Raw genomic sequence first — 25,682 nt, 5'->3', positions numbered from 1 at the left:
GACTACCTATAAAGGCGGTGCAACCTATGCTAGAGCATATCAAGAAAGTTCCATTATTTGCCCAGCTTAACGAGCATCAATTGAACGCTCTTATTGAAATTTGTACAAGACGTACTTACAAAGCAGGCACAATCCTCTTTCAAGAAAAAGAAATCGGATCTGTCTTCTACATGGTGCTTAGCGGTTCCGTTAAAATCTATACAACAAGCCAAGCAGGTGAGGAAAAAATACTATCAATCTGCAAAACCAGCGAAAGCTTCGGCGAGCTGTCTCTCATTGATGGCAAACCTCGTTCTGCCTCAGCTCAAACTTTAGAAGAATGCACACTTCTAACGATAACTGGACATAGCTTCCTTGAGCTGCTTCGTACTCATTTTGACATTAGTCTAGGTATCATGCAAGAACTCAGTAACCGTTTGCGCGATACAAATCAACAAGTCTATGATCTAACCTTCGTAGATGCAAGAACACGAGTCATCAAAAGTTTGATCAAAATGGCGAACTCGCATGGCTTGCGTAAAGGCACTACAATCGTCATTAAGCTAGTTCTTAACTTTGATGAAATCTCCCAACTAGCTGGCGTTCAGAAAGCAACGCTCATGCAAGTCATTCGTGATCTTGAAGAGAAGAAAATCCTGACCATCTCTGCCAGCGAATTCACTTTGGAATTGACTAAGCTCCGTTAATCCCGTTGTGTGAAGACAAGGTCAGCAAGCTGACTTGCAGCTTCTTTGCCTTGTCGTATACAATCAGGCAGTCCGACGCCATGAAACCCTGCCCCCGTGACCAGGACTCGCGGCATAGCAGCAGCCAGTTCTTTGTTGAAATCCGCAATCGCCTCTAAATGGCCAACAGGGTATTGCGGCATGGAATTCATCAATCTCGTCACTTCAACGAAACTAGGTTCAGCCGTAATCCCAAGCAGATTATCTATGTCGCGTCGTGCTTTACTGATTAATTGCTCATCGGACCATGCCGGCCATTCCTGCTCGCCAGAACGACCAATATAGCAACGAAGCAGCACCTTGCCTTCTGGTGCAGCATGCAGCCACTTCGCTGAGGTTAACGTACACGCTGTAATCGTGTAACCTTCATGCTTAGGAACGAGAAAACCAGAGGCATCTAGTTCAAATGGAATATCCTTACGATCGAACGCCATAATCACATTAGCTACCGAGATATAATCAATCTTCGCTAGCTGGTTTGCAGCTGGCAGCTCCGAAAGCATCCTCGCCGCTTGATACGTTGGCGTAGTCACAATGACCCCGTCAACGACTTCATGCTGACCATCCTCAAAGACAACTTCAGTTTGTCCACCCGCTACACGACGCACGGACACAACACCAACTCCAGCACGTAAATCCACAGTAGATAACGCGTCTACTAACCCATTCACTAGTGATTGCAACCCTCGTTTAAACGTTACAAATACCGAATTGCGAACAGCCGCAGGCAAATGCGCGCTTTCCTCAGTCACATTTTTGCGGCTCGCCATCATCCCAAGAATTAAACTGCGATTCTTCTGCTCCATAGCCCGAAACTGCGGGAAGGTGGATTTCAAGCTCAGCTTGTATGTATCCCCAGCGTAAATCCCTGCAAGCAGCGGCTCGACAATACGTTCAAGCACTTCCTTACCAAGTCGTCGCTCGAGAAAATGACCAAGCGACTCATCCGCTGCGACATCCCGCTTTGGTTTAATCAGGTCCATCGCAGCGCGAAGCTTGCCAAAAGGCGAGATAAGGCCTGTCTTCATAAACGGTGTCATCTGAGTCGGGATTCCCAGTACCAAGCCAGGAGGCATGCGATGCAGCTTTCTCCCGCGAACGATATAAGTCTTCTTCGCTTTCGGATTCGTACCAGTCAGCTCATTTTCCATGCCGAGATCATACGCCAAATCAATAATGGGACGTTTACGCGCTAGAAAGGAATCTGGCCCCTTTTCAATCACAAAGCCGTCACGCTCAATCGTATGAATTTTCCCGCCAAATGACGGTGATTTCTCGACAACAGAAATGCGAAAGGGGGCACCTCCACCGGCTTCAGCTTCCGTCATCAGTTTTTTCAAATAATAAGCAGCACTTAGCCCCGTAATACCCCCGCCAATAATCATATAATGAGGCACGTTGTTACTCATTCTGAACCAGCTGCCTCTTGCCATTTCTTGTAGACAACATCACTTAAGGTTTCCATATATAGAGGATCAGTGTTGAGCGACTCTGTACGTTCCAAGTGAACGCCTAGCTCTTTCGCTAACCCTTGTGCTTCGATATCGATATCATACAGAACTTCTAAATGATCAGAAACGAAACCGATTGGACAGAGGAGTATCTTATCCACGCCTTCTTCTTGCTTAATCGTACGCATGACGTCCATAATATCCGGACCTAACCAAGGCATGGCTGTCTGGCCCGCACTTTGCCAACCAAACTGCCAATTCGTAAGACCTACCCGCTCAGCAAGCGCTTTGGAGGTAGCCAGCAATTGATCCGGGTATGGATCCTTCATTTCCAGAATTTTCTCCGGCAAGCTATGTGCTGTAAAGATGACTCTCACGTTATCCCGATCCGCCTCAGCAAATTTCCCCAATGCTTTCTCTACACGTGTTTGCAATGCATCGAGCAGCTTCCCATGGAGGTGATAATCCAGAACGAAAGTTATTTGAAGACCTAGCGCTTCCGCCTTATCCTTCGCTCGTTTCACATAACCACCGACACTCATCGTCGAGTAGTGAGGCGCTAGAACGACCCCTACAGCCTCTGTGATGCCGTCTTTAACCATTTGTTCAACGCCATCTTCTACGTAAGGCTGAGCGTGCTTAAGGCCTTGGTAGCAGACGAATTCAAGCTCAGGATGCTCTTGACGAAGCGTAGCTTCGAGTCCTTTTACTTGTTTATTCGTATTTTCACGCAGCGGGAAGAAGCCACCGACAATAGCCTCATAACGCGTCGTTAATTCATGCAATTGCTCAGGGGTCGGAGGATGACCACGACGGATATGCGTATAGTACGCTTCTACTTGATCTAAGCTTTCCGGCGTACCGTACGACATCACTAAGACGCCAATGCGCTTTTTGGTCATGTTAAACACCACTCTTTCCAGCTTGCTGGGTTAAAACGGAATGCGAATAGGAATGAACAAATGTCGTTAGTTCCTTCAATTTCTCCAATGATGCTTCTGGGAATAAGCCATGCCCGAGGTTGAAAATAAACCCTGGTTGCTTCATCCCTTCATCCATAATGGCTTTCGCTTGCGCTTCAATCACACTCATCGGCGCTGTTAGAATATACGGATCTAGGTTCCCTTGCACAGCATATCGGTTCTGTAGTCTTTCACGCCCAACATTAATCGGGACACGCCAATCCAAACCAATCACATCAGCTTGAATGGTTGTCAGATACGGCAGCAATTCACCTGAGCTAACGCCAGGGAAATAAATTTTCGGTTCTTTCAAATCGGATAGTTCTTTGAAAATCCGCATCATCGTAGGACGTACATAGACGTCGAAATCGGCCGGAGAGAGAGCCCCCACCCAGCTATCGAATACTTGAACAGCTTTTGCCCCATTGGCGATATGCGCGCGTAGATACGTGATAACCATATCCCCAAGCTTATCCATCAAGGCGAACCAGACGGCTGGTTCAGAATACATCATTTGTTTCGTACGAATATAACTCTTGGAGGGTCTGCCCTCGATCAAATAGCTGGCGATCGTAAATGGCGCACCCGCGAACGAAATCAACGGAACCTCTAATTCTTTATCTAATATACGAATTGTTTGAAGAATGTGGGACAAATCCTTCTCCACATCAATTGGACGAAGTCGTTCAACATCTTGTGCCGTGCGAACCGGCGTATGTATCACGGGACCGATATCTTTCACAATATCAAAATCAACACCCAACGAAGCCACTGGATTCATAATATCCGAGTACAAAATCGCGGCATCTACGCCAAGCTTTTTGATCGGCATCATCGTTACTTCAGCAGCTAGCTCTGGTTGCTGACAAATTTCAAGCAAGGAGTACTTTTCCTTGATCTTACGGTAGTCCGGGTCGTAGCGACCGGCTTGACGCATATACCACACAGGCAGTGTATCAACTTTTTCTTTCCGGCATGCTTTAATAAAATTATCGTTATAACTCATGAGGCACCTTCCTCTTGTTTCCATCTATTCTCATCCATTATGCCCTAATTATACCCCTCTCACAACCAACGTAAGCTTATCTATTGCGACAAAAGTATGACAAAAAGAACCACTCGAACTCCGTTATACAGCACAGAGGACAAATGGTTCATGATCTCCTTACTTTTGCAAGTAGCGAGCGATATCTTTGGCGAAATAGGTCAAGATAATATCTGCTCCTGCACGTTTGAAGCCTATCATCGTTTCCATCACAATCGCTTCTTCATTCACCCAGCCTTGCTGAGCAGCAGCCTTCACCATAGCGTACTCTGCACTCACATTGTAAGCGACAACAGGCAAGTCGAAGTTATCCTTCAGCATGCGGATAATGTCCATATAAGCGAGCGCTGGTTTCACCATTAAGAAATCTGCTCCCTCGATGACGTCGCTTGACGCTTCACGAAGGGCTTCACGACCGTTAGCTGGATCCATTTGATACGTTTTCCGGTCGCCGAATTGCGGTGTGGAATGCGCAGCATCGCGGAACGGTCCGTAGTAGGCCGAAGCATATTTGACGGAGTACGCCATGATTGGCGTGTTCTCATAACCAGCCTCATCAAGTCCTGTGCGAATGGCTTGTACATAACCATCCATCATATTGGAAGGGGCGATAATATCTGCACCCGCTTTGGCTTGAGAGACAGCTGTGCGAACAAGTAATTCCAAAGAAGGATCATTCGCGACATCCGCTTGCCCTGTAATCGGGTGGTGATGAATAACCCCACAATGACCTGTATCGGTAAATTGACATAAACACGTATCTGCGATAATCAGCAAGTTAGGGTTAAGTTCTTTAATAAAGCGTGTTGCTTGCTGTACGATACCGTCATCCATAAATGCGGACGTTCCAGTTGCGTCTTTGTAATCAGGTACACCGAACAAGAGAATCGCTTGGATACCCAATTGCGTGATTTCATCGATTTCCTCTTTCACACGATCGAGTGAGAAATGATACACACCAGGCATCGAGGCTATTTCTGATTTTACATTTGTACCATGAGTAACAAAGATCGGTTGAACGACATCGTTCACTGTCACTTGATTCTCACGAACAAGATTACGTATAGCTGCATTTCCGCGTAAGCGGCGGTTACGAACGATTGGAAAACTCATGATGGATTTCCGCCTCCTTGAATCATGCTTTGTACCAAAGAAGCCACTGTTGCTTCTTCAGCCGTATATGTGATCGACAGTCCTGCTTGTAGGACAGTCTCTGCCGTTTTGGGACCAATAACTGCAATCTCCACGCCTTGTAGAAGCGATAACGGATCTTCCATACCGAGTTGCTTTAGCGCTTCGAGTAAATTCGTAACGGTCGATGAGCTTGTAAAAGTGATGATATGAATGCTTTGATTTTGCAAAAGATGTATAATCTCTTCTCCGTCATCCGTGGTCAATACATTCTCATATACATCCACTTCGGTAACTTCGAGACCGAGTTCTTTCAATTTTGACGGTAAGTAATCACGTGCTAAGTCTGCTGTCGGCAGCAACACTTTCTGACCTGCGTTCAAATCCCCTTCAATGGCATCTAAGATGCCTTCCCCATGATACTTGGCTGGTAGGACGTCTGCAATGATACCACGCTCAGCGAGCGCCTCAGCGGTCTTAGGACCTACTGCAGCAATTCGTGCCTTCCCCATTCTGCGAACATCAATGCCTAACTCACGCAGTCTGCGGAAGAAAAATTCAACACCATTCGCACTCGTTAGCACAATCCAGTCAAACTCCTGCAGTCTCTCAAGTGCGAGATCCAATGCTTGCCTAGCTTCTTGGCGACTTGGCGGTTGTAAACGAATGACCGGGAACTCGACGGGTTCTCCACCCAAATCATCGATAAGATCGACAAGCTCACTCGCTTGACTCCGAGCTCTCGTGACAAGTACTCGCTTGCCAAACAGCGGCTTCTTTTCCATCCACGCCAGCTTCTCACGAAGCTTAACAACCTCGCCAACGATAATGACGGCCGGAGATTTGAAGTTCGCTTCTCTTACTTTTTCTGTAATATCTGCAAGTGTACCTGTTATCGTCGCTTGATCCGCCCAAGTTCCCCATCGCACTAAGGCAACAGGCATTTCTGGCGGCTTCCCACAGCGAATTAACTCGCGGCATATTTGCTCTAGATTGGCGACGCCCATCAGAAACACCATTGTGCCAATCGCTTTGGCTAGATGCTCCCAGTTCAAGCTGGAATACGTTTTATTTGGATACTCATGGCCCGTTACAATCGCGACTGACGAGGTGAAATCGCGATGCGTGACCGGAATACCTGCATATGCAGGTACGGCGATCGAAGAAGTGATTCCTGGGATAATGTCATAAGTAATATTGTTATCTGTCAGCAGCTCGGCTTCTTCTCCGACACGTCCGAACACACTCGGATCTCCACCTTTAAGGCGTGTTACGATCTTCCCTTGTAACGCCAAATCCACGAGCAACTGATTGATTTCTTCTTGCTTTAATATATGTTTGTCAGGCAGCTTGCCAACAAAGATGAGTTCTGCTTCTGGTCTACGATGCTTCAATAAGCGTGGATTCGCCAGTCGATCATATACGATGACATCAGCTCTTTGGATCGCTTCCATCCCGCGTACCGAGATGAGCTTAGGATCTCCAGGACCCGCTCCAACAAGAAAAACTCTTCCTTTGTTCACAGTGATCACTCCCTCACCTCAGCTAGAATCTTCTCAGCTCCTTGAGCGATGAGCTTATCTGCGACTAACGCTCCCAACGCTTCCGGATCATTCCCGGAAGCCGTTTCCTTGAGCATGGTCACGCCATCCGGCGTCCCGACCATGCCGGTCAGGGTCAGCAGCGGGGCGTCTTCCCCGCTGCTGTTCTCGACGCTCGCGTATGCTCCGAGCGGCACCTGGCAGCCTCCGTTGAGTCTGCCGAGGAAAGCCCGCTCCGCTCGCACGGCAAGCGCCGTTGGCTCATGCTGGAACTTGCCCAGCAAGTCCAGCACGAAAGCGTCGTTGCCGCGGCACTCGATGCATAGCGCTCCCTGCCCTACGGCAGGGAGGCATAGCTCGGGCGGCAAGTAGCTGGAGATGCGATCTTGCCAGCCGATCCGGTGAAGACCGGCGGCGGCAAGCATAATCGCATCGAAGTTCTCTTCTTCGAGCTTGCGCAGCCTCGAATCAATGTTGCCCCGGATCGACTCGATCCGGAGATCCGGGCGGTGATGCTGGAGCTGGCTAGCTCGGCGCAGCGAACTTGTGCCGACGAGCGCACCTTGCGGCAGCTCGTCGAGCGATTTGCCTCCGCGCGTGATCAACGCATCGCGCGCATCCTCGCGCTTAGGGATCGCGCCAACAACGAGACCTTCGGGCAACTCGAAAGGCATATCCTTCATGCTATGGACGGCGATATCAATCTCGCCGTCGGTCAACGCTTGTTCGATTTCCTTAACGAATAAGCCTTTGCCTCCGACTTTGGATAACGTGACGTCCAAAATCCGATCGCCCTTCGTCACAATTTTCTTAATTTCAAATTGACATTCGATGCCATGCTCGGAAGCAAGCTGCTTTAATAGCTCAACAGCTTGTCCTGTTTGAGTCAGTGCCAAAGCACTTTGTCTTGTCCCTACAATAATCGTTTTCATTCGTCTCCGCCTCCTATACGTGCTGCCCAATCTCATTGATGAAAGACCAAGAAGGCCGTCCACTTTCTACTTGTCCTTGCTCTTGTGATTGCATCCAAGCTTCATCATGTAAGGCAAGGTTGAACTTCTCTTTCCAGTCTTCAAACTTTCCTTCACGGATCAAAGGCATGAGATCCCATGCCAGCATGTCTTTAAATAGGCCCTGCCTTGCTTCTTTATCCTTCACGTGTTCCTGAATGAACAAGCGAGTTTCGCTGAGAAAATCCAAATAAATTTCATACTCATCGCCATAAGTTTTGTCGATCTCTTTGGCAATTTTACGCGCTGCTGATGGACTAGCTCCCCCAGTGGAAACCGTAATGACCAGCTTCCCTCGACGAACAACGGAAGGTAGGATGAACGAGCTCAGGTCTGGTTGATCAACAATATTGACGAGCAAGCGATGCGCATTCGCATCCTCTGCGATCTGTCTATTGACTTGGGCATCGTTCGTTGCCGCAATGACTAATGCAAAGCTTGTCTCATCATGGGATACCCACATCCCTGAATCATAGGACTGTCTCTTCACGATCACATTTGGTTGATGCGCCATCTCAAGAATTCCAACCGTGAACGCTGGACTAACAAGCGTCACCTCGGCTCCAGCCGCAAGCAACGAGCGTAATTTCCGTTCCGCTATCGGACCTCCACCGACAATCAAGCACCGGCGTCTTGCTAAATTCATCATAACGGGAAAAGGATGCTGCCAACCATTTAACTCCATATCCACCCGTGAAAATCAGAAACAAGATTCGAAACAACGAAATTCAACACGACGATACAGAAGGCCGCTAAATTCCAAACAGCTAGCTTATTCCCCGAAATCCGCATGGATTTATGTTGAAATAAGTAAAACGCATAAGCTGCCAACACGAAGAAAGAATTGATTACTTTAGGATCATAGAGGAGATTGCGATTGCCTTCAAGCACAACCCACACCACACCAAGACTTAAAGCCATTAGAAGCAACGGCCCTCCGATAATGACCGACAAATACGTATAATGCTCAATTTTCTCAAGAGATGGCAGTCTCATGACAGCCTGCGAGAAATTTTTACTCTTCAACCTTGTATGTAAAAATATGTACATCCCTGAAAAAATAGCAGCAATTGAAAAGGCGGCATAACTGCCAATCGCTAATGAAATATGAATAAATAATAGCTCATCATTAATTTCCCAATCGGACTTGATCGGCACAACATGTGGATTCCCAAATATATTTAGTGCGAGTATAGCAAAACCAAGTACATTCACGAAAAACACGAACAATTCAATCCTGAAAAAACGGTTGATAATCAAGGATATCGTTACAATCAGCCACGAAAACATAAAGAGCACGTCAGATCGAACAAAAGCCCATTCCGTCAAATGACCATATAAACTAATCGCCAAGTAAGCGGTTTGCAAAACCCATACAAACAAAAGCAGCCCCGTCCCCATCCGTTTCGCGCTCCGGCTCGCATTGGCGAAATCCGAAAAGTAAAACAGTAGGCTCAGGGCATACATATAAATCATCGCATCAAACAACCAGCTACGTGTAACCATGGCACCTCTCCTAGGCGGTTAGCGCCTTTTTATCAAGATGGGGCTAGAACATCCACGTTTTGCAAACTACGAACGGACAACTTCTCATCCAACGTTTGTTTACTTTCCACTTTGTTAAAGCCTGACTCCAACTCTTGTGCTATTTGATCTGCCTGTTCTTGTTGTTTAAGCGTATCTTCTAATGCGAAAAGCTTGGTGAAAATCTCGAGCGCATCGTCGCCGTGCCGCTCTCCCGCCATTTCTTTGATCCGTAGAATCGGATCACGCAACACTTGATTCACAATACTCTTCGTTAGTTTGCGAATCACCTTAATCTCACGCTCATCCAAATCAGTCAACTTATTCAGCATGTTCTCCATGGTTTCTTCGTGAATCTGATTCGCCTTGGTTTGCAAAGCACTAATCAGCGGACTGACCCCAAGTGTCTTCGTCCATTGATCAAAAGCAGCGATTTCGGACGTGATCATGATCTCAATCTTAGCCGCTTCTTTCTTTCTCTCCTGCAAATGCTTATCCACGATATGCTCCAAATCATCAATGTCATAGAGGAACACGTTAGGCAAGCCGCTAATCTCAGGATCCAGATCCCGCGGAACCGCGATATCCATCATGAAGAGCGGGCGAGATTTTCTTTTTTGCACATACGTTTGAATATCCTTCTTCGTCAGAACGTATCCAGGCGCTCCAGTCGAACTAATGATAATATCAACCTCAGGTAGATAATTCGGCATTTCCTCAAGTGTGCAAGCCACCCCGCTAAATTTGCCGGCTAAATCCATCGCTCTTTCCAACGTGCGATTCACAACGATAACTTTGTTTGCACCATTCGCATAGAGATGCTTCACGGTCAACTCACTCATCTTGCCTGCACCAATAATCATAATCGTCTTGTTCACATAGCTTCCGAAAATCCGTTTTCCGAGTTCTACGGCTGCATAGCTGATGGAGACTGGGTTATTACTGATACCCGTTTCCGAATGAGCTTTCTTAGCAAGGGTGATTGCTTGTTTAAACAAAGTATTGAAATAAGACCCCGTTGCTTTCAATTGTTGAGATGCTAAAAAAGCATCCCTCACTTGACCGAGAATCTGAGTTTCCCCAATGACCATCGAATCAAGTCCCGTTGTTACACGGAACAAATGCTCATTTGCTTTGTCATTCTCGTACATATATAAATGCTTCTGGAACTCATCCTTCTTCACATGAAACCAACGCTCAAGGAAATGCGTTAAGTAATGACTGCACAATTGAGGTCGATCCACGACAGCATAAATTTCAGTGCGATTGCAGGTGGCAACAATAACACATTCTAGAATACTTTTCGTCTCTTTCAACTCAGCGATTGCTTTGGGTAAATCTTGATCTGAGAACGCAAACTTTTCACGAATTTCTACCGGGGCTGTCCGATAATTCAAACCAACTGCGATAATATGCAACGTTACCACCTGCCTTTCGTTTTATTTAGAATCATTATAGCACAGCAATACCGACATTCCGACAAAATATTTGAATAAATTATGAATGCTTTGGGTCTGTTCGTTAGTTTTAACAGCTCTGTGCTCCTCTATACCTCATCCATGCAGAATCCCCTATTGCAGCCCTTTTTTTCTTAAAAAGGAAGTCAATTCGCGATCAAGTTTTGATAGCTCGGTATTCTGCGATGAAATAATATCGCCGTTCGATGCCATCATTTTCTCATAGATCTCATACATGTGCCCAAATTGCTTCTGGGCTTCCTTTAATGTTAACGTCTCATCCGCTTTCAGAGCTCTGGCGCCACCAAGCTGTAACCTCTGTATGTATTGGCTTAATTGGTTCATGAAGCTGAGAGAGCTTAACTCCTCTTTTCCCCCTGCTGCTAGTATCAGTCGCTCATGTGTGTATTCCGCTGAGTATAGCGCTCGTCTCACTGGATCGAGCTCATTCGTACTTTTACTCTGAGAGGCTTCTTCTAGACTGCTTTTCAGTATTTCCATTTGAAATAAGGATACTTGGAACAGTAAATGTGTGGCATCATGATCTTCCTTATGATGACCTAACATTTGAGCGAGTTGATAAATAGGCCATATGATTAGAAAGAGTACAACGATGTACAGCACCGTTTTCCTAATTAACTTTTGTTTCAATCTTCTTCCCCCACTCCAAGAATTGGACATGTATCACCAATATCATTGTATGGGCGTCTGAACAAACAAATAACCACGGATTTCTCCGTGGCTATCGTTATGGTAAGGTGCAGAATTTTATTTAACAAGCTCTGCTTGCTTTATTTCAGGAGTTTCTACTTGTAGTTCACCCATTCCGCGAACAAGTTTCTTCGCATAGAACGTTTCTGGTTTTAGTACGGATACCATAAAGTCGATTGCTAATTGAGGGTCGACTGTCTCACCGCATGTATAACAATCAAGTGCGGCAAAACCTCTCTCAGGATAAGTATGAATGGAGAGATGACTCTCGGACAACATTACAAGAACTGTTGCTCCTTGTGGTTCGAATTGCTTGGATTGTACAGATAAAACAGTTGCTCCACATACCTCGGCAGCTTCAACCATCTGAGCTTGCAGCCATTCTGCATTGTTCAGAAGTTCAAAATCTACCCCCCAAGTATCAACAGCAACGTGTCTTCCGAAAGTTGAGTATTCTGTTTCCATCTTTCGGTTCCCCCTTCCTAGGAATAAAATGTGTGAAAAAAATTTCATCCGCTAGGACCTACGTCATTCACTTCCCGAGGGTATAATCTCTCGCAACATTCAATGTCCTGAGTGAATCCTGGTTCCTATATTGTTTCAACGAGAATAAAAATAACATCTATCGACGATAAATGCAATAGTTTTTTTTGTTAAAGGCCAACTGTCACATCGACGCCATATCTAAATTATGTCGTAATGCCCTTGCATGTGCTTGAAAACAAAGAGAGACCCAAAAATGGGTCTCCATAAATATAGCATGTATGGGTGATTATGCCTCCAAAACGAACAAACGATGTGTAAGCTCATTGAGGCGAATGTCGATCTGTTGGTGTTCATCCCTAGCCTGCAGCATGTTACGCATATCAAGAAGGTGATTGATTTGATCGTAGATCATTTCAATCTCTTGCTCAACTTCTCTCTTCTGGAACATCATCTGCATAAGACCAATGGTATCTTTGTGCTCATAGACAATTGTTACTAGTTGACCTTTGATTTCCTCGATCTTCACAACGGTCCCGCGTTCATAATAATAAACCATCGTGTAGCTTGGGTAAATCCGATTGACTTTAGCGCTGCCTTTGAATTCCGATACTGCTTTACGCATTAAATTAGCTAATAAGGTATTACTTAATCTGCAGGATCCTGTGCATTCATATAGGCCCGATTTCTTTTCAAATGAGAGGACGATTTCTTGACCTTCGCCATCTTGAAAAACAACTTCTTGATTCCCGTTTTCCAAAACTTTGACTTGCAATGTCACTTGATGGTCCACAAACATTTGAAAAAACTTCAACATATCGGCTTCTGTTAACTGGAGGCAGGTTTTGACATATTCAGTCGCTAACCTTTGTGCCATAAAAATCCCTCGATTCTTTGTTTTCAAGCCATTAACTATTACCTTGCTTATTATTATACTACAAGAGTCATGAATATTCCTGCCTGCAAATCATGATAATCAGCCAAATATTCTGAAAAATGCTTGATTAACTGGAATGCCATCAAATTTCCCCCAGTTTACCTCGCTTTCCCGTATGCTTCTTTTTGATTTCCTCTATCTTTGAACGTTATCCTTTACAATACGCAAAAAACCGCCCTGCGATTAGGACGGTTGCGGATCGATTACAGCGCTAGTCAGTACTTCTTCGGTATGAGGCTCCGGCTCGCCATAAGCAATCGCTTGCTCTAGAATTCCCCACAGTTCATCTTTGCCAAGCCCTAGCTCAGAAGAGAACATCAGCGGTTGAACTCCTTTATCCATCCCTAGTGTTTCACGTACAATCTTCAAATGTTTCGGCCATCTGCTCTTAGGAATCTTGTCCGCTTTGGTCGCAACAACAAGAACAGGTACATCCATGTGGCGAAGCCATTCGTACATCGCCTGATCATCTTTGGAAGGCGGATGCCTCAGATCGACCAACTGCATCACAAGACGCAAAGGCTCACGATTCAATAAATAGCTTTCAATGAATTTACCCCATTGCTCGCGCTTGGTTTTAGATACCTTTGCATAGCCATAGCCGGGGAGATCAACGAAATATAAGTCCTGATTAATTTTATAATAGTTAAGAGTTTGCGTCTTGCCCGGTTGTGAACTGGTTCTAGCTAAGTTTTTACGAGAAATCAAACAGTTAATGAGTGACGATTTCCCGACATTAGAACGCCCTGCCAGCGCTATCTCTGGCAAGGCATCCTCTGGATATTGGCTAGGTCCAACCGCGCTGATGATAAATTCAGCTTGATTGACTTTCATGAATATTCAACTACTTTCTAAGTCGATCCGACGTTAGCCGTCGGCTTATTTTTGATAAGCGCATGTTCCAGCACTTGATCCATGTGACTGACAGGGATGAACGTCATCTCTGTGCGGACACTTTCTGGTATTTCAATAATGTCTTTCTCGTTATCTTGCGGTAAAAGGATAGTTCGTATACCTGCACGATGTGCAGCGAGTGCCTTTTCCTTCAAGCCCCCAATTGGTAGTACGCGGCCGCGAAGCGTGACCTCTCCCGTCATTGCAACTAAGCGTGAAACCGGAATGTTCGTCAAGGCAGAGATTAATGCTGTAGCCATTGTAATCCCCGCTGATGGACCATCCTTGGGAATAGCTCCTTCAGGAATGTGAATGTGTACATCATTCTTCTCATGGAAATCTGGGGCAATACCAAGGACATCAGCACGCGAACGCGTGTAACTGAACGCTGCTTGCGCAGATTCCTTCATGACATCACCTAGTTTACCCGTTAAGGTTAACTTGCCAGTACCAGGCAGCACAGATACCTCAATAACGAGTGTATCTCCCCCGACTTCCGTCCAAGCCAGACCTGTTACAGCACCGATCTGATCTTGTTCTTCCGCAACATTATATTTAAACTTAACGGGACCTAAATAGTCAGTTAAGTTATCTATAGTTACATGAACTGGTGTCTCAGGGTCTGCTACGATCTTCTTAGCTGCTTTCCGATTCATACCTGCAACTTGCTGCTCTAGATTACGTACGCCTGCTTCTCGCGTATATTCGCGCACAATCTTCATCAAAGCGGCCTCATCAACGACAAGTTGCTCTTCTTCAAGACCATGATCACGTTTCTGCTTAGGAAGTAAATATTTCTTGGCAATTTGGAGCTTCTCAATCTCCGTATAACCTGGAATATATAGAACCTCCATCCGATCTAGCAGAGGACGAGGAATATTATGCACTGCATTCGCCGTTGTCACAAACATCACGTTGGATAAATCAAAAGGTACTTCAATGAAATGATCGCTAAAAGTGCTATTTTGTTCAGGATCCAATACTTCAAGCAAAGCTGAGGCAGGATCTCCACGGAAATCCATCGCCATCTTGTCAATTTCATCTAATAAGAATACGGGATTATTCGCACCTGCATTCTTCATGCCTTGAATAATTCGACCTGGCATGGCCCCAACGTACGTACGACGATGACCGCGAATTTCAGCTTCATCTCTCACGCCGCCTAGTGAAATACGGATGAATTGTCTTCCCATGGATCTAGCTATTGAACGAGCAATGGACGTTTTACCAACCCCAGGAGGGCCAACTAAACAAAGAATCGGACCTTTGAGCTTCTTGACTAGCTTCTGTACGGCTAAGTACTCCAGCACCCGCTCTTTCGGCTTCTCGAGACCAAAATGATCCTCATTCAATATCTCTTCCGCTTTATCTAAGTCTAAATCATCATCGGTCTGTTTGTGCCAAGGAAGACCTAGCAACCAATCGATGTAATTGCGAATGATGCCGCCTTCTGCTGAAGTAGCAGGCATTTTCTCCAATCGATCAATCTCTTTCTCAACTTTCTCACGAACCTTTTCCGGAAGCTCGGCTTCCGTCAGTTGATTGCGTAACTCATCAACTTCACCAGCACGACCTTCTTTATCCCCAAGCTCTTTCTGAATCGCCTTCATCTGCTCACGGAGGTAATATTCCTTCTGCGTTTTCTCCATTTGCTTCTTGACTCGCTGACTGATTTTGCGTTCGAGTTCGAGCACTTCCCGCTCATTATTCAAAATATTAAGCATTTTCTCGAGCCGTTCACGTACGTCAACGGTCTCGAGAATATCTTGTTTATCTTTGATTTTAAGCGATAAATGGCTACAAATCACATCTGCCAATCGGCCAGGCTCATCAATATCAGATACCGCGGCTAGTGTTTCAGGCGTTACTTTCTTGGAAAGATTGATGTAATGCTCGAATTGACTTAGCACACTTCTCATCAAAGCATCAATCTCAGGATCTGAAATTTCTTGCTCCGGCAATTCTTTTACGGTTACCTCGTAGTATTCGTCGTTCGTCAAGTACTCTACGGTTTCAGCACGTAGTACACCTTCAACTAAAACACGAATCGTACCATTCGGTAACTTGAGCATTTGCCGCACTTTCGCGATGGTTCCGATGCGATAAATATCCTCTTTTGTTGGTTCTTCTATGTTGATCTCTGATTGAGAGCAGAGGAGAATCATGCTGTCATCCACCATCGCCCGCTCGAGTGCTTTCACCGATTTTTCACGTCCTACATCTAGGTGTAGAACCATGCTCGGATAGACCAGCAGTCCCCTAAGTGGCAATAACGGCAATCTGCGCACCTTCATTTTTCCAGGCCCCATCCTCTGCACCTCCAATAATAGGGATCCTTGAACCTTATGTTCAAAGTCTCACCTTGAAATAATAAAAGTAATAATAGGTTTCACATAATAAATCGGCTTTATTTTAGATAAACACTGTGATACATCCAAAGAATAGTGCAGCCGTTTATTTTATCTCTGTGGGATTTTCTACCTACGTTGCCTTTACATTTTAACAAAACTCCAAACAAAACACCAATTGAGGGCTGACGCGCCATGTAAGGTAGCGAAAAGCCTCCCTTTAAGAGTCAATTGTATGCTGTGAATTGGCATGTAGAATGGGTAAAGTTGTAGCTGGAATCGTTCTTTCCATAGAGAAAGGTAACGGAATCACATTATCATGAAGCTCAATGCCGAGTGCTGCCGCAAGCACTTCCTCAATGGTTTCTGCCGCGACAACTTCAACACCAGGTAAATCAACAAATAAAGCTTGCCAATTTTCCTTTGGAATAATAACACGGGTAGCTCCTGCTTGGAATGCCGCCTCAACTTTGGCAACAACGCCGCCGACAGGCTTCACTTTTCCATGAATGCTCATTTCCCCTGTCATGGCTAATTTGTTATCAACAGGTATTTTATGTATGGCTGAGGCAATTGCTGTAGCCATCGAAATACCTGCGGATGGTCCATCAATCGGCACCCCGCCAGGGAAATTAATATGCAAATCATAATCCGACGTATTAAAACCTAGTTTACGAAGAACAGTTAACACATTTTCCACAGAGCCTCTGGCCATGCTTTTACGACGAATGGTTCTAGAACCTCCGCCCATTTCCTCTTCATCAACAACACCAGTAATATTGAATTTCCCTGTACCTGCAACTGCAATTGGAATCGCCGTAACTTCAATCTCCAATAGCGTGCCCAAATTAGGACCATAAACAGCTAAGCCATTAACAAAACCAATTTGAGGCAGTGCAGGTATTTTGCGCTCCGGTCTAGGCGGAATTTGTGATGAATTCACTACCCATTCAATATCAGCAGCTGTGATTGAATCCCGTTTATCGGTTAGCGCGATTCCCGCGGCTAATTGAATCACATTGACTGCTTCGCGACCATTGGTTGCATATTTCGTTACAACTTCAATGGCGTCTTCACATTTTTTGAAACCAATTTTATCAAGCGCTTTTCTTGCAATTTCCCCTACCTCACCAGGCAAAAGCGGCCGGAAGAAGATTTCCAAACAGCGTGAACGGATCGCAGGAGGAATCTCGCTCGGTGTGCGAGTCGTCGCACCAACCAAACGGAAATCTGCCGGTAGTCCATTCTGAAATATATCATGAATATACCCTGGAATATTCGCATCCTCAGAGCTGTAATATGCACTCTCTAAGAACACTTTACGATCTTCAAGCACCTTTAATAATTTGTTCATTTGCGTCGCATGCAATTCACCAATTTCGTCAATAAACAAAATCCCACCATGCGCCTTAGTTACAGCACCCGGTTTCGGTTGCGGTATCCCGGCTACACCCATCGCACCAGCGCCTTGATAAATGGGATCATGTACGGATCCAATCAGCGGATCAGCAATACCACGCTCGTCAAAACGAGCAGTCGTAGCATCTATCTCCGTAAACTTTGAGTCCGGTCGAAATGGAGACTCTTGATTTTTCTTCGCTTCTTCTAATATGACGCGCGCTGCAGCAGTTTTCCCAACGCCGGGAGGGCCGTAAATAAGCACATGTTGTGGATTCGGACCACACAGCGCTGCTTTCAGAGCCTTCAATCCTTCGATTTGGCCAACGATATCCTGCACAGAAGAAGGTCTCGTTTTCTCAGACAGAGGCTTGGTTAGCGAAATGGATCGCAACTTGCGCAACTTCTCCAGTTCTTTCCTAGACTCTCTATCCACTGCAGACTTGTTCGTCTGTTGATTTCGCAGTAAATTCCAGAAATACAACCCGATTACAACTGCAAAAAACACTTGAATGACCATTAGAATGATACTTAAACTCATGTGTTGAACCTCCTTAAACACGTCATCTTCGATTAGATACGTTAAATGTCTTGGCTATCTTTTGCTAATTTCCATTATTCCCGTGTAAAAGAAGGTTAATCCAATGCATGCAAACTTTTGCATCACGTATGATAGCCTCCTTGTGGAAGAAGGATAAGGGTAGTTATTCTTGCAAAAGGATGTGGCGGGATTTGAAGAAATACTTGTTGATTATCCTACTTGCGCTATTTCTTTGCGTGCCTAATTCGCAGTTAGCTTCAGCTGCTCGTTATGATCCTCTGCTTCCATCCGCGGACATCATTCTCGACGTAGGACATGGCGGAATCGATAGTGGAACCATGGTTGGCAAATATGAAGAAAAAGATATGAATCTAGCTATCGCCAAGAAAACGTATAAATCACTTGTTAAACGAGGGTATCGCGTTATTATAAACCGTACCGAAGACTATGCGTTGAGTGATGATAATACATGGTCCTACGGAAGCAGACATCGCAAAGATCTCGCTCAACGTTCTGGCTTAGCAAATACGATTAAACCGAGTATGATGCTTAGCTTGCATATCAATTGGTCCAAAAAGTCCAACACACGAGGGCCACTCGTCATTTATCAAAATCAATCTGACAGCATTCTGCTAGCAAGCCTCATACAAGATGCTTTGAATCAAGTCTATGGCACGGAAGAGCTTCCTGTTCTTGGTAAAAAATATCATGTACTCAAGTATACAAAATGCCCTTCCGTCATTGTTGAGCTTGGATTTTTATCCAATAAATCGGATCGTAAGCTCCTGGGTGAAAGTCATCATCAAGCCAAACTTGCCAAAGCCATTACACAAGCCGTTGAACAATATTTCACCATGACACATCCGAAATAATTTATTTGACCATTTGTGAAATAGAAACAAACGTTGCTTCCTTCTGAATACTTGGAATAGCCTCCTGAATGACATGAGCGGTCTTTTTCCCTGGAGGCCCTACGTGACCAATCGCAATGACTTCATCCCTGTCATGTATTAATTTTCTCAGCTTAACCATTTGCTTATTTATGTGACTGTATGTATACAAATCGTCAAAAAATAACTGATTGTCCGCATGCGGTACGCCACGTGAATCTGCAATTTTGCCAATTAAGCTCTTCGGTGTCGTCCGACTATCCAGTAGGATCAAATTTCGTTCTTTGCAAATCTCAATAAGAATCTTCATGACTCTTTCGTCAGAGGTCGCTTTGGAACCCATATGATTATTAATACCTATGGCAAAAGGAACATCGTCAATCGCGGCAACGATCCGTTTATGGATTTCTTCGCTGGACAAATCCGTTGTGATGGCGCCTGGACCCAGCCAGCTCTTCTTGCCTCTCACAGGCTCCATTGGAAGGTGCAGAATGACCTCGAGTCCTCTGTCATGGGCTAATTGTGCATCTTGCTTCGTTGAGGGCAAAAACGGCATCACAGCCACTGTAAATGGAATGGGCAGCTTCAGCATTTCGGCTGTTCCCTCCATGTTATTGCCAAAATCGTCAATCACGATGGCTACTTTCTTCGTAATCGCTCCGGTCGGCTGTTGCGGGATTACATCAGGTTCGGCATGTGTAAAGCTTGGATTCGTTATCAAGATAGTCCCCATGATTAGGGTAAGCGCTACCTGTCGATATGATGCAAACGTTGGAAATAACTTCATCCTCTTCTCCTCCTTAAAGTTTCCTCAGAAAGTCTTACTGACAATTGAGCATGCTTTCCAGTTTTACTCATTATGCTTCTCTTGCTTGGCAAATATTCGCTTAGAAATGGGCATACAAAAAAAACCGTTAAAGACTCATCGTTGAGTCTTTAACGGTTTCTTATTTCATAATATTGCTATTTAGTGCTGCTTGCGCCCAGGGATGACCCCAGTTTGTTCGTAGGAAGCCACAATAATATCAATTTCTTTTTTCAATTCAGCAAGCAATTCAGCCTCAGGTACCTTACGAATCATTTCTCCGTAACGGAACAACATACCTTCTCCACGAGCCCCTGCGATGCCAATATCCGCTTCTCTCGCTTCACCTGGTCCGTTCACGGCACAACCCAATACAGAAACCTTAATCGGCACTTTGATTTTGGCAATATAATCTTCTACTTCGTTAGCAATCGAGAATAAATCAATATCCAGACGACCACAAGTTGGACAAGAAACCAACGTTGCGGCGTTCGTAATTAAACCGAAAGTCTTGAGCAGTTCTCTTGCAACTTTAATTTCTTCAACAGGATCCGCACTCAAAGAAATACGAAGCGTGTTACCAATGCCCATGTTAAGCAAAGTTCCAATCCCCGCGGCGCTTTTCACAGCACCTGTAAAGAGAGTCCCTGCCTCTGTGATCCCTAGATGAAGTGGATAATTGAATGCCTTCGCAGCCTGAGAATACGCCGCAATGGCCATAGGGACATCAGAAGCCTTCAAGGACACGATGATATCATGGAAATCGAGTTCTTCCAAAATGTTAATATGGAACAAGGCGCTTTCCACCATTGCTTCAGGCGTTGGATAACCATACTTTTCAAGAAGATGATTCTCAAGGGAGCCAGCATTAACACCGATACGAATCGGAATACCACGCTCTTTGCATGCCTTCACAACCGCTTCGACCTTCTCACGACGACCGATGTTACCCGGATTAATGCGGACTTTATCAATGCCGTTCTCAATCGCAGCAAGTGCCAAACGATGGTCAAAGTGAATATCCGAGACCAACGGAATATGAATTTGTTTCTTAATTTCCTTGATAGCTTCAGCAGCTTCCTTATTGTTGACCGTCACACGCACAAGCTGACAACCCGCTTCTTCTAGACGAAGAATTTCGGCAACTGTCGCTTTGACATCAGCTGTTTTGGTCGTACACATGCTTTGCATGATTACTTCGTTACTGCCACCGATCGTTAAATCACCTACCCGAACGGCTCTTGTATCTCGTCTATGGAACATTTTGGTTTCTCTCCCCATGACACCAAACATCCTCCGCTCCAATTCCCAGAAATGGAAATCGGATTGGAGGCTGTCTGTTCATTTATAAAATTATAGGTTAAGCACTTTCTTCCTTCTTCTTACCAGACGGCTGTACGCCTTCTTTAGTTGTCAGAACAGGCGTAATCTTGTTTTGTACCGTTTCTTTGGAAACGACACAAGACGATACATCTGTTCTTGAAGGAACTTCAAACATCACATCAAGCATAATGCTTTCAATGATGGCTCTTAGACCACGAGCACCGGTGTTCCGTTTAATCGCTTCTTTGGCAATCGCATCGAGTGCTTCTGCATCAAATTCAAGCGAAACGTTATCCATTTCGAGCATCTTCTGATATTGCTTCACGAGTGCATTCTTAGGTTCGGAAAGAATACGCACAAGCGCTGCTTCATCAAGCGGCTCTAGTGTTGAAATAACCGGTAAACGACCTACGAACTCCGGAATCAAACCGAATCTCAATAGATCCTCAGGAAGGACCATAGATAGGTATTCACCTGGTTTCAAGTCAACTTTCATGCCATCTGTGCTAAAACCAATTACTTTTTTACCGATTCTGCGCTTGATAATTTGCTCTAAACCATCAAAAGCTCCACCACAAATAAAGAGAATATTCGTTGTGTCGATTTGAATGAATTCTTGATGCGGATGCTTACGTCCACCTTGTGGAGGTACGGAAGCTACTGTGCCTTCAAGAATTTTGAGAAGAGCTTGTTGTACACCTTCACCGGAAACATCGCGTGTAATGGATGGATTCTCGGATTTACGTGCAACTTTATCAATCTCATCGATATAGATAATGCCGCGCTCTGCTTTTTCAACATCGTAATCAGCCGCTTGGATCAATTTGAGCAAGATGTTCTCGACATCTTCCCCTACGTAACCAGCTTCTGTCAACGAAGTTGCGTCTGCAATTGCAAAAGGCACATTCAAAATTTTCGCAAGTGTTTGCGCAAGAAGTGTTTTACCACTACCTGTTGGTCCTAGAAGGACGATATTACTTTTTTGAAGTTCAACATCTTCAAGCTTGTTCTGCGAGTTGATCCGTTTGTAGTGGTTATACACGGCAACAGCCAAGGATTTCTTCGCTTGTTCTTGCCCAATCACATATTGGTCCAAAATATTGCGAATTTCCTTAGGTTTCGGAACATCTTTCAGATCCAGCTCTTCTTCATGCCCTAATTCTTCTTCCACAATCTCCGTACAAAGCTCTATACATTCATCACAAATGTAAACTCCCGGTCCGGCAACAAGTTTACGAACTTGGTCCTGGGATTTTCCACAAAAGGAACATTTGAGTTGGCCTTTTTCATCGTTAAATTTAAACATGGGATCACTCCTTTATTTCAAGTCGTTTCGAGTGATAACCTCGTCGATTAACCCGTATGCCTTCGCTTCATCAGCGCTCATAAAGTTATCCCGGTCGGTGTCTCTTTCGATCTTTTCAAGCGGCTGTCCCGTTCGGTCCACGTAAATCTGGTTGAGTTTATTCTTGGTCTTGATAATCCAATCCGCATGGATTTTGATATCGGTTGCTTGACCTCTAACACCGCCGAGCGGTTGGTGAATCATTACTTCTGCATTCGGCAGCGCGTATCGCTTACCTTTGGCTCCTGCCGTTAACAGCAAAGAACCCATACTTGCAGCCATACCTACACAAATCGTAGATACATCTGGTTTAATAAACTGCATGGTATCGAAGATACCCATTCCAGCCGTAACAGACCCACCAGGTGAGTTGATATATAAGTGAATATCTTTTTCAGGGTCCTGGGCGGATAAAAAGAGCAGCTGGGCAATGACCAAATTAGCCACATCGTCATCAATAGCGGTCCCGATGAAGATTATGCGGTCCTTAAGTAAACGCGAGTAGATATCGTAGGAACGCTCCCCACGAGCCTCTTGTTCTACAACCATAGGAATAAGACTCATTGTACCAACTCCTTTTGCGGCAAGCGCCATGTTATCTCACTTGAGATTCAATTACAGTTTAACACGATTGAACAACAATGTCATTTTTCTGAAATCAGCTATGTAAGCGGTAATACGTATGTACTAAGGCGTTTAGACGTAAATTAGGGTAAAAGAAAGGCACGTTGCTTACGTACGTGCCTTTTACTTACCTTATTTACACGGCTGCGGAAACATGCTTGCTATTTTGAAGCAAGAAATCAACCGTTTTTCTGATTACTAGATCATTGCTAAGACCTTCAAGAGATCCGTTGGAAGCAAACAGCTCACGAAGTTCAGCTGTTGATTTTTGGTAAGACGGTGCATATTTCTCAAGTTCCGCGTCAACTTCTTCGTCGGAAACTGTGATTTTTTCTGCAGCTGCGATAGCTTCAAGAACAAGGTTGTTACGAACACGCTTCTCAGCATCTTCTTTCATTTGTTCTTTCAATGCGCTCTCGTTTTGACCGGAGAACTGGTAGTAGATCTCAAGCGTCATGCCTTGGGAGCGAAGACGTCTTTCGAATTCTTTTACCATGATATCAAGCTCAGCTTCAACCATCGAACCTGGAATTTCAACATCTGCGTTAGCAGCGGCTTTCTCAACAACTGCAGTTTCAAGTGCAGCTTCGGAATCTTTTTCTTTACGTTCTTGCAAACGTTTTTGAAGCTCTTCTTTGTACTCAACAAGTGTATCGAACTCACTTACGTCTTTTGCGAACTCATCGTCAAGCTCAGGCAGGTTTTTGCGTTTGATATCGTGAAGTTTCACTTTAAACACAGCTGCTTTGCCTTTCAGATCTTCGGAATGGTAGTTTTCAGGGAAGCTAACGTTAACTTCTTTCTCTTCGTCCTTACCAAGTCCAACAAGTTGCTCTTCGAAGCCTGGGATGAATGAGTTGGATCCAAGCTCAAGGGAATACTTCTCCGCTTTACCGCCTTCGAAAGCTTCTTCATCAACGAATCCTTCGAAATCGATGATAACGACATCCCCGTTAGCAGCTTGTCCTTCTTCAAGAACAACCAATTCAGCATGACGTTGTTGCAAACGTGCAAGCTCTTCATTCAATTCTTCTTCAGACACAGAAGCGTTAACCGCTTCTACTTCGATACCTTTGTAGTCACCAAGCGCTACTTCAGGTTTAACTGTTACTTTAGCTTTGAATTTCAAGACTTGACCTTTACCAAATTGCTCAACATCTACTTCTGGACGATCTACAGGCTCGATTTTAACCTCTTCAATCGCTTCAACGTAAACTTCTGGCAAAATGATATCTAGTGCATCTTGATACAAGCTTTCAACACCGAATTTAGCTTCAAAGATTGAACGTGGCACTTTCCCTTTACGGAATCCTGGAACATTCACTTTCGCTGATACCTTTTTAAATGCTTTATCCAAAGCATCTGCTACACGTTCTGCCCCAACTTCAACTTCAAGAACGCCAACGTTCTTCTCTATTTTTTCCCAACTTGCTTTCATTTTATGCCTTCCCCTCCAAAAATGTACCATGACATATATTTTTCACGTTAAGCTCATTATAACCATTCTATTATACCATATAACATTCTCATTTCAAGCGAGCTTTGTTCTTAGCCAGGATCTGGGCTAAATTGCTTTACAAAAGCGGTCAGCACGTTGTGCGCACGCTTCCACTGCAGCGTCATCGCATCCACGATTCCATATGTCTCTAACAGCTCATCTCGATCAACCGTACCAAATAATTTGTCTTGCAAAATCGCATGCAGCGCAGAGGCCCACACGTCTACCGCGCTTTCTTCTGCCCTTAGCAGCTCCGTGTAAATCGAAGTGCCATATGCGTAGGCAAGAAACTCCTGCCAAGTCTGAGTTGCGAAATACACAAAGTCAGGCTGGCTTATTTCACTAATGTCCCCGACTCTACGAATCATATCACGAATTCGCAATGGAAAATCCTCCGCAGTAAGCGGCGTCTCATCAATTTCGACGAGAATTGTTTGACCATTCTTGGGAAACTCAATGAATCCGTGCTCCCCCATCTGCTTAAGGGTCTGTAACGCTTTGAATTGAAGATGAGGATGTCTCGGCTTTTCACAAAGCCACGTCTTTACAAATTCACTCACCTCAGGTTGCTCGATAAAAGCTAGCTGCTCCAATGCACTTACTTGTCCCTCTAGGGAACCTTCTTGCAGCATGTGTTGAAGCTTCGTCACAAAAGCACCATCATCTGAAGCTGATTTATCATGGATATACTGGCGCAAAAGGTCGGATTCTTCCTCCGAATCCTCTTCTTCTGTCACGGATGATGAAAACATCGTTTCTGGGAACATGGTGAGCAGCCAGTGGCGCAAAGCTTCCCATTGATCAGATTTATTCGCATCGACACTAGGAAATTGGAGCAAGAAAGTAAGTATCTCCAGTGCTTCTTTATACTGTTCGGAGCGCAGAAGTTTCGTTAGCTCATCTTCATAGAACTGCTCTGTTTTAGGAAAAAGGATGACATTATTGGGTTTAGGATCTGATATAGGGATCACCTCTGTTCATGGGTCTCGCTTGTGCCAGTTTACTCTATCATCCAAATGATTGCAAAAATATTTAAAAA

Annotated in this window: 23 protein-coding genes; 2 read left to right on the top strand and 21 right to left on the bottom strand. The window is 44.8% G+C overall.

All coding sequences use genetic code 11. From position 1 onward, the window contains the following. The first annotated feature begins 26 nt into the window (after window positions 1–26). Window positions 27–686, top strand: coding sequence for a Crp/Fnr family transcriptional regulator (locus tag HQN88_RS18710; protein WP_173115315.1), 660 nt, complete (start codon window positions 27–29; stop codon window positions 684–686). On the opposite strand, the gene hemG is transcribed toward HQN88_RS18710, so the two are convergent. The 15 genes from hemG to lonB all read right to left on the bottom strand — a co-directional run bounded on the left by hemG (window position 683) and on the right by lonB (window position 18,158). Beyond that, window positions 683–2,134: a protoporphyrinogen oxidase gene (gene hemG / locus HQN88_RS18705; protein WP_173115312.1), complete on the bottom strand. Its 1,452-nt coding sequence runs from the start codon at window positions 2,132–2,134 to the stop codon at window positions 683–685. The two genes, HQN88_RS18710 and hemG, sit on opposite strands and share 4 nt — an antisense overlap. Continuing rightward, on the bottom strand, window positions 2,131–3,078 hold the full coding sequence (gene hemH / locus HQN88_RS18700; RefSeq protein ID WP_173115309.1) for a ferrochelatase: 948 nt from the start codon (window positions 3,076–3,078) through the stop codon (window positions 2,131–2,133). The genes hemG and hemH overlap by 4 nt, the downstream gene beginning before the upstream one ends. Window position 3,079: 1 nt before the next feature. After that, a complete protein-coding gene (gene hemE, locus HQN88_RS18695; protein WP_173115306.1) occupies window positions 3,080–4,144 on the bottom strand; it encodes a uroporphyrinogen decarboxylase in 1,065 nt (354 codons plus the stop codon). A 159-nt stretch (window positions 4,145–4,303) separates the two neighbouring features. Continuing rightward, window positions 4,304–5,296, bottom strand: coding sequence for a porphobilinogen synthase (gene hemB / locus HQN88_RS18690; RefSeq protein ID WP_173115303.1), 993 nt, complete (start codon window positions 5,294–5,296; stop codon window positions 4,304–4,306). Beyond that, window positions 5,293–6,837 (bottom strand): uroporphyrinogen-III C-methyltransferase, encoded by a 1,545-nt coding sequence (gene cobA / locus HQN88_RS18685; RefSeq protein ID WP_173115300.1) that lies wholly within the window; start codon window positions 6,835–6,837, stop codon window positions 5,293–5,295. The genes hemB and cobA overlap by 4 nt, the downstream gene beginning before the upstream one ends. A gap of 5 nt (window positions 6,838–6,842) precedes the next feature. Beyond that, complete coding sequence (gene hemC, locus HQN88_RS18680) at window positions 6,843–7,787, bottom strand: hydroxymethylbilane synthase (RefSeq protein WP_173115297.1); 945 nt, start codon at window positions 7,785–7,787, stop codon at window positions 6,843–6,845. A gap of 13 nt (window positions 7,788–7,800) precedes the next feature. Next, a complete protein-coding gene (locus tag HQN88_RS18675) occupies window positions 7,801–8,550 on the bottom strand; it encodes a precorrin-2 dehydrogenase/sirohydrochlorin ferrochelatase family protein (protein WP_173115294.1) in 750 nt (249 codons plus the stop codon). Continuing rightward, window positions 8,541–9,371, bottom strand: coding sequence for a cytochrome C assembly family protein (locus tag HQN88_RS18670; RefSeq protein ID WP_173115289.1), 831 nt, complete (start codon window positions 9,369–9,371; stop codon window positions 8,541–8,543). Before HQN88_RS18670 ends, HQN88_RS18675 begins: the two co-directional genes overlap by 10 nt. Before the next feature lie 32 nt (window positions 9,372–9,403). Continuing rightward, on the bottom strand, window positions 9,404–10,807 hold the full coding sequence (hemA, locus tag HQN88_RS18665; RefSeq protein WP_173115287.1) for a glutamyl-tRNA reductase: 1,404 nt from the start codon (window positions 10,805–10,807) through the stop codon (window positions 9,404–9,406). A 153-nt stretch (window positions 10,808–10,960) separates the two neighbouring features. Beyond that, the gene (locus HQN88_RS18660) at window positions 10,961–11,497 is read right to left on the bottom strand and encodes an S-adenosylmethionine decarboxylase (RefSeq protein ID WP_173115284.1); all 537 of its coding nucleotides are present in this window, start codon (window positions 11,495–11,497) and stop codon (window positions 10,961–10,963) included. Between the two features lie 117 nt (window positions 11,498–11,614). Continuing rightward, entirely contained in the window at window positions 11,615–12,022 is a 408-nt protein-coding gene (speD, locus tag HQN88_RS18655) for an adenosylmethionine decarboxylase (protein WP_056610310.1), read from the bottom strand. Window positions 12,023–12,329: 307 nt separating this feature from the next. Next, entirely contained in the window at window positions 12,330–12,917 is a 588-nt protein-coding gene (locus HQN88_RS18650) for a non-ribosomal peptide synthetase module (protein WP_173115281.1), read from the bottom strand. A 243-nt stretch (window positions 12,918–13,160) separates the two neighbouring features. After that, window positions 13,161–13,811, bottom strand: coding sequence for a ribosome biogenesis GTP-binding protein YihA/YsxC (yihA, locus tag HQN88_RS18645; RefSeq protein ID WP_173115278.1), 651 nt, complete (start codon window positions 13,809–13,811; stop codon window positions 13,161–13,163). A gap of 17 nt (window positions 13,812–13,828) precedes the next feature. Continuing rightward, the gene (lon, locus tag HQN88_RS18640) at window positions 13,829–16,180 is read right to left on the bottom strand and encodes an endopeptidase La (RefSeq protein ID WP_173115275.1); all 2,352 of its coding nucleotides are present in this window, start codon (window positions 16,178–16,180) and stop codon (window positions 13,829–13,831) included. Between the two features lie 259 nt (window positions 16,181–16,439). After that, on the bottom strand, window positions 16,440–18,158 hold the full coding sequence (gene lonB, locus HQN88_RS18635; RefSeq protein ID WP_173115273.1) for an ATP-dependent protease LonB: 1,719 nt from the start codon (window positions 18,156–18,158) through the stop codon (window positions 16,440–16,442). Between the two features lie 191 nt (window positions 18,159–18,349). Between lonB and HQN88_RS18630 the strand changes: the two genes are divergently transcribed. Then, the gene (locus tag HQN88_RS18630; RefSeq protein ID WP_173115271.1) at window positions 18,350–19,030 is read left to right on the top strand and encodes an N-acetylmuramoyl-L-alanine amidase family protein; all 681 of its coding nucleotides are present in this window, start codon (window positions 18,350–18,352) and stop codon (window positions 19,028–19,030) included. Window position 19,031: 1 nt separating this feature from the next. Here HQN88_RS18630 and HQN88_RS18625 read toward each other — a convergent pair whose 3' ends face one another. From HQN88_RS18625 to HQN88_RS18600, 6 genes are all read right to left on the bottom strand, one after another. After that, window positions 19,032–19,781: a divergent polysaccharide deacetylase family protein gene (locus HQN88_RS18625; protein ID WP_173115658.1), complete on the bottom strand. Its 750-nt coding sequence runs from the start codon at window positions 19,779–19,781 to the stop codon at window positions 19,032–19,034. Between the two features lie 234 nt (window positions 19,782–20,015). Further along, window positions 20,016–21,116: a flavodoxin-dependent (E)-4-hydroxy-3-methylbut-2-enyl-diphosphate synthase gene (gene ispG, locus HQN88_RS18620; protein WP_056610296.1), complete on the bottom strand. Its 1,101-nt coding sequence runs from the start codon at window positions 21,114–21,116 to the stop codon at window positions 20,016–20,018. 97 nt (window positions 21,117–21,213) lie between these two features. Beyond that, window positions 21,214–22,482 (bottom strand): ATP-dependent protease ATP-binding subunit ClpX, encoded by a 1,269-nt coding sequence (clpX, locus tag HQN88_RS18615; RefSeq protein WP_171630418.1) that lies wholly within the window; start codon window positions 22,480–22,482, stop codon window positions 21,214–21,216. A 12-nt stretch (window positions 22,483–22,494) separates the two neighbouring features. Continuing rightward, on the bottom strand, window positions 22,495–23,085 hold the full coding sequence (gene clpP / locus HQN88_RS18610; protein WP_028556985.1) for an ATP-dependent Clp endopeptidase proteolytic subunit ClpP: 591 nt from the start codon (window positions 23,083–23,085) through the stop codon (window positions 22,495–22,497). Between the two features lie 196 nt (window positions 23,086–23,281). Beyond that, on the bottom strand, window positions 23,282–24,583 hold the full coding sequence (tig, locus tag HQN88_RS18605; RefSeq protein WP_173115269.1) for a trigger factor: 1,302 nt from the start codon (window positions 24,581–24,583) through the stop codon (window positions 23,282–23,284). A 110-nt stretch (window positions 24,584–24,693) separates the two neighbouring features. Beyond that, window positions 24,694–25,614 carry a hypothetical protein gene (locus tag HQN88_RS18600; RefSeq protein ID WP_173115267.1) on the bottom strand — a complete coding sequence of 307 codons (921 nt, stop codon included), beginning with the start codon at window positions 25,612–25,614 and terminating at the stop codon, window positions 24,694–24,696. Window positions 25,615–25,682: the final 68 nt, after the last annotated feature.

Source organism: Paenibacillus qinlingensis, from assembly GCF_013204845.1.
Classification (GTDB): Bacteria; Bacillota; Bacilli; order Paenibacillales; family NBRC-103111; genus Paenibacillus_E; species Paenibacillus_E qinlingensis.
This window is presented reverse-complemented; position numbering and strand designations above follow the sequence as displayed.

What these genes read in the sequence shown, in the direction of transcription:
- lonB (WP_173115273.1), bottom strand. Translation starts at nt 18,158, where the DNA reads ATGAGTTTAAGTATCATTCTAATGGTCATTCAAGTGTTTTTTGCAGTT.
- hemC (WP_173115297.1), bottom strand. Translation starts at nt 7,787, where the DNA reads ATGAAAACGATTATTGTAGGGACAAGACAAAGTGCTTTGGCACTGACT.
- HQN88_RS18675 (WP_173115294.1), bottom strand. Translation starts at nt 8,550, where the DNA reads ATGGAGTTAAATGGTTGGCAGCATCCTTTTCCCGTTATGATGAATTTA.
- hemH (WP_173115309.1), bottom strand. Translation starts at nt 3,078, where the DNA reads ATGACCAAAAAGCGCATTGGCGTCTTAGTGATGTCGTACGGTACGCCG.
- hemE (WP_173115306.1), bottom strand. Translation starts at nt 4,144, where the DNA reads ATGAGTTATAACGATAATTTTATTAAAGCATGCCGGAAAGAAAAAGTT.
- HQN88_RS18670 (WP_173115289.1), bottom strand. Translation starts at nt 9,371, where the DNA reads ATGGTTACACGTAGCTGGTTGTTTGATGCGATGATTTATATGTATGCC.
- clpP (WP_028556985.1), bottom strand. Translation starts at nt 23,085, where the DNA reads ATGAGTCTTATTCCTATGGTTGTAGAACAAGAGGCTCGTGGGGAGCGT.
- ispG (WP_056610296.1), bottom strand. Translation starts at nt 21,116, where the DNA reads ATGTTCCATAGACGAGATACAAGAGCCGTTCGGGTAGGTGATTTAACG.
- yihA (WP_173115278.1), bottom strand. Translation starts at nt 13,811, where the DNA reads ATGAAAGTCAATCAAGCTGAATTTATCATCAGCGCGGTTGGACCTAGC.
- speD (WP_056610310.1), bottom strand. Translation starts at nt 12,022, where the DNA reads ATGGAAACAGAATACTCAACTTTCGGAAGACACGTTGCTGTTGATACT.
- HQN88_RS18710 (WP_173115315.1), top strand. Translation starts at nt 27, where the DNA reads ATGCTAGAGCATATCAAGAAAGTTCCATTATTTGCCCAGCTTAACGAG.
- hemG (WP_173115312.1), bottom strand. Translation starts at nt 2,134, where the DNA reads ATGAGTAACAACGTGCCTCATTATATGATTATTGGCGGGGGTATTACG.
- clpX (WP_171630418.1), bottom strand. Translation starts at nt 22,482, where the DNA reads ATGTTTAAATTTAACGATGAAAAAGGCCAACTCAAATGTTCCTTTTGT.
- tig (WP_173115269.1), bottom strand. Translation starts at nt 24,583, where the DNA reads ATGAAAGCAAGTTGGGAAAAAATAGAGAAGAACGTTGGCGTTCTTGAA.
- lon (WP_173115275.1), bottom strand. Translation starts at nt 16,180, where the DNA reads ATGGGGCCTGGAAAAATGAAGGTGCGCAGATTGCCGTTATTGCCACTT.
- HQN88_RS18650 (WP_173115281.1), bottom strand. Translation starts at nt 12,917, where the DNA reads ATGGCACAAAGGTTAGCGACTGAATATGTCAAAACCTGCCTCCAGTTA.
- hemB (WP_173115303.1), bottom strand. Translation starts at nt 5,296, where the DNA reads ATGAGTTTTCCAATCGTTCGTAACCGCCGCTTACGCGGAAATGCAGCT.
- HQN88_RS18625 (WP_173115658.1), bottom strand. Translation starts at nt 19,781, where the DNA reads ATGGGGACTATCTTGATAACGAATCCAAGCTTTACACATGCCGAACCT.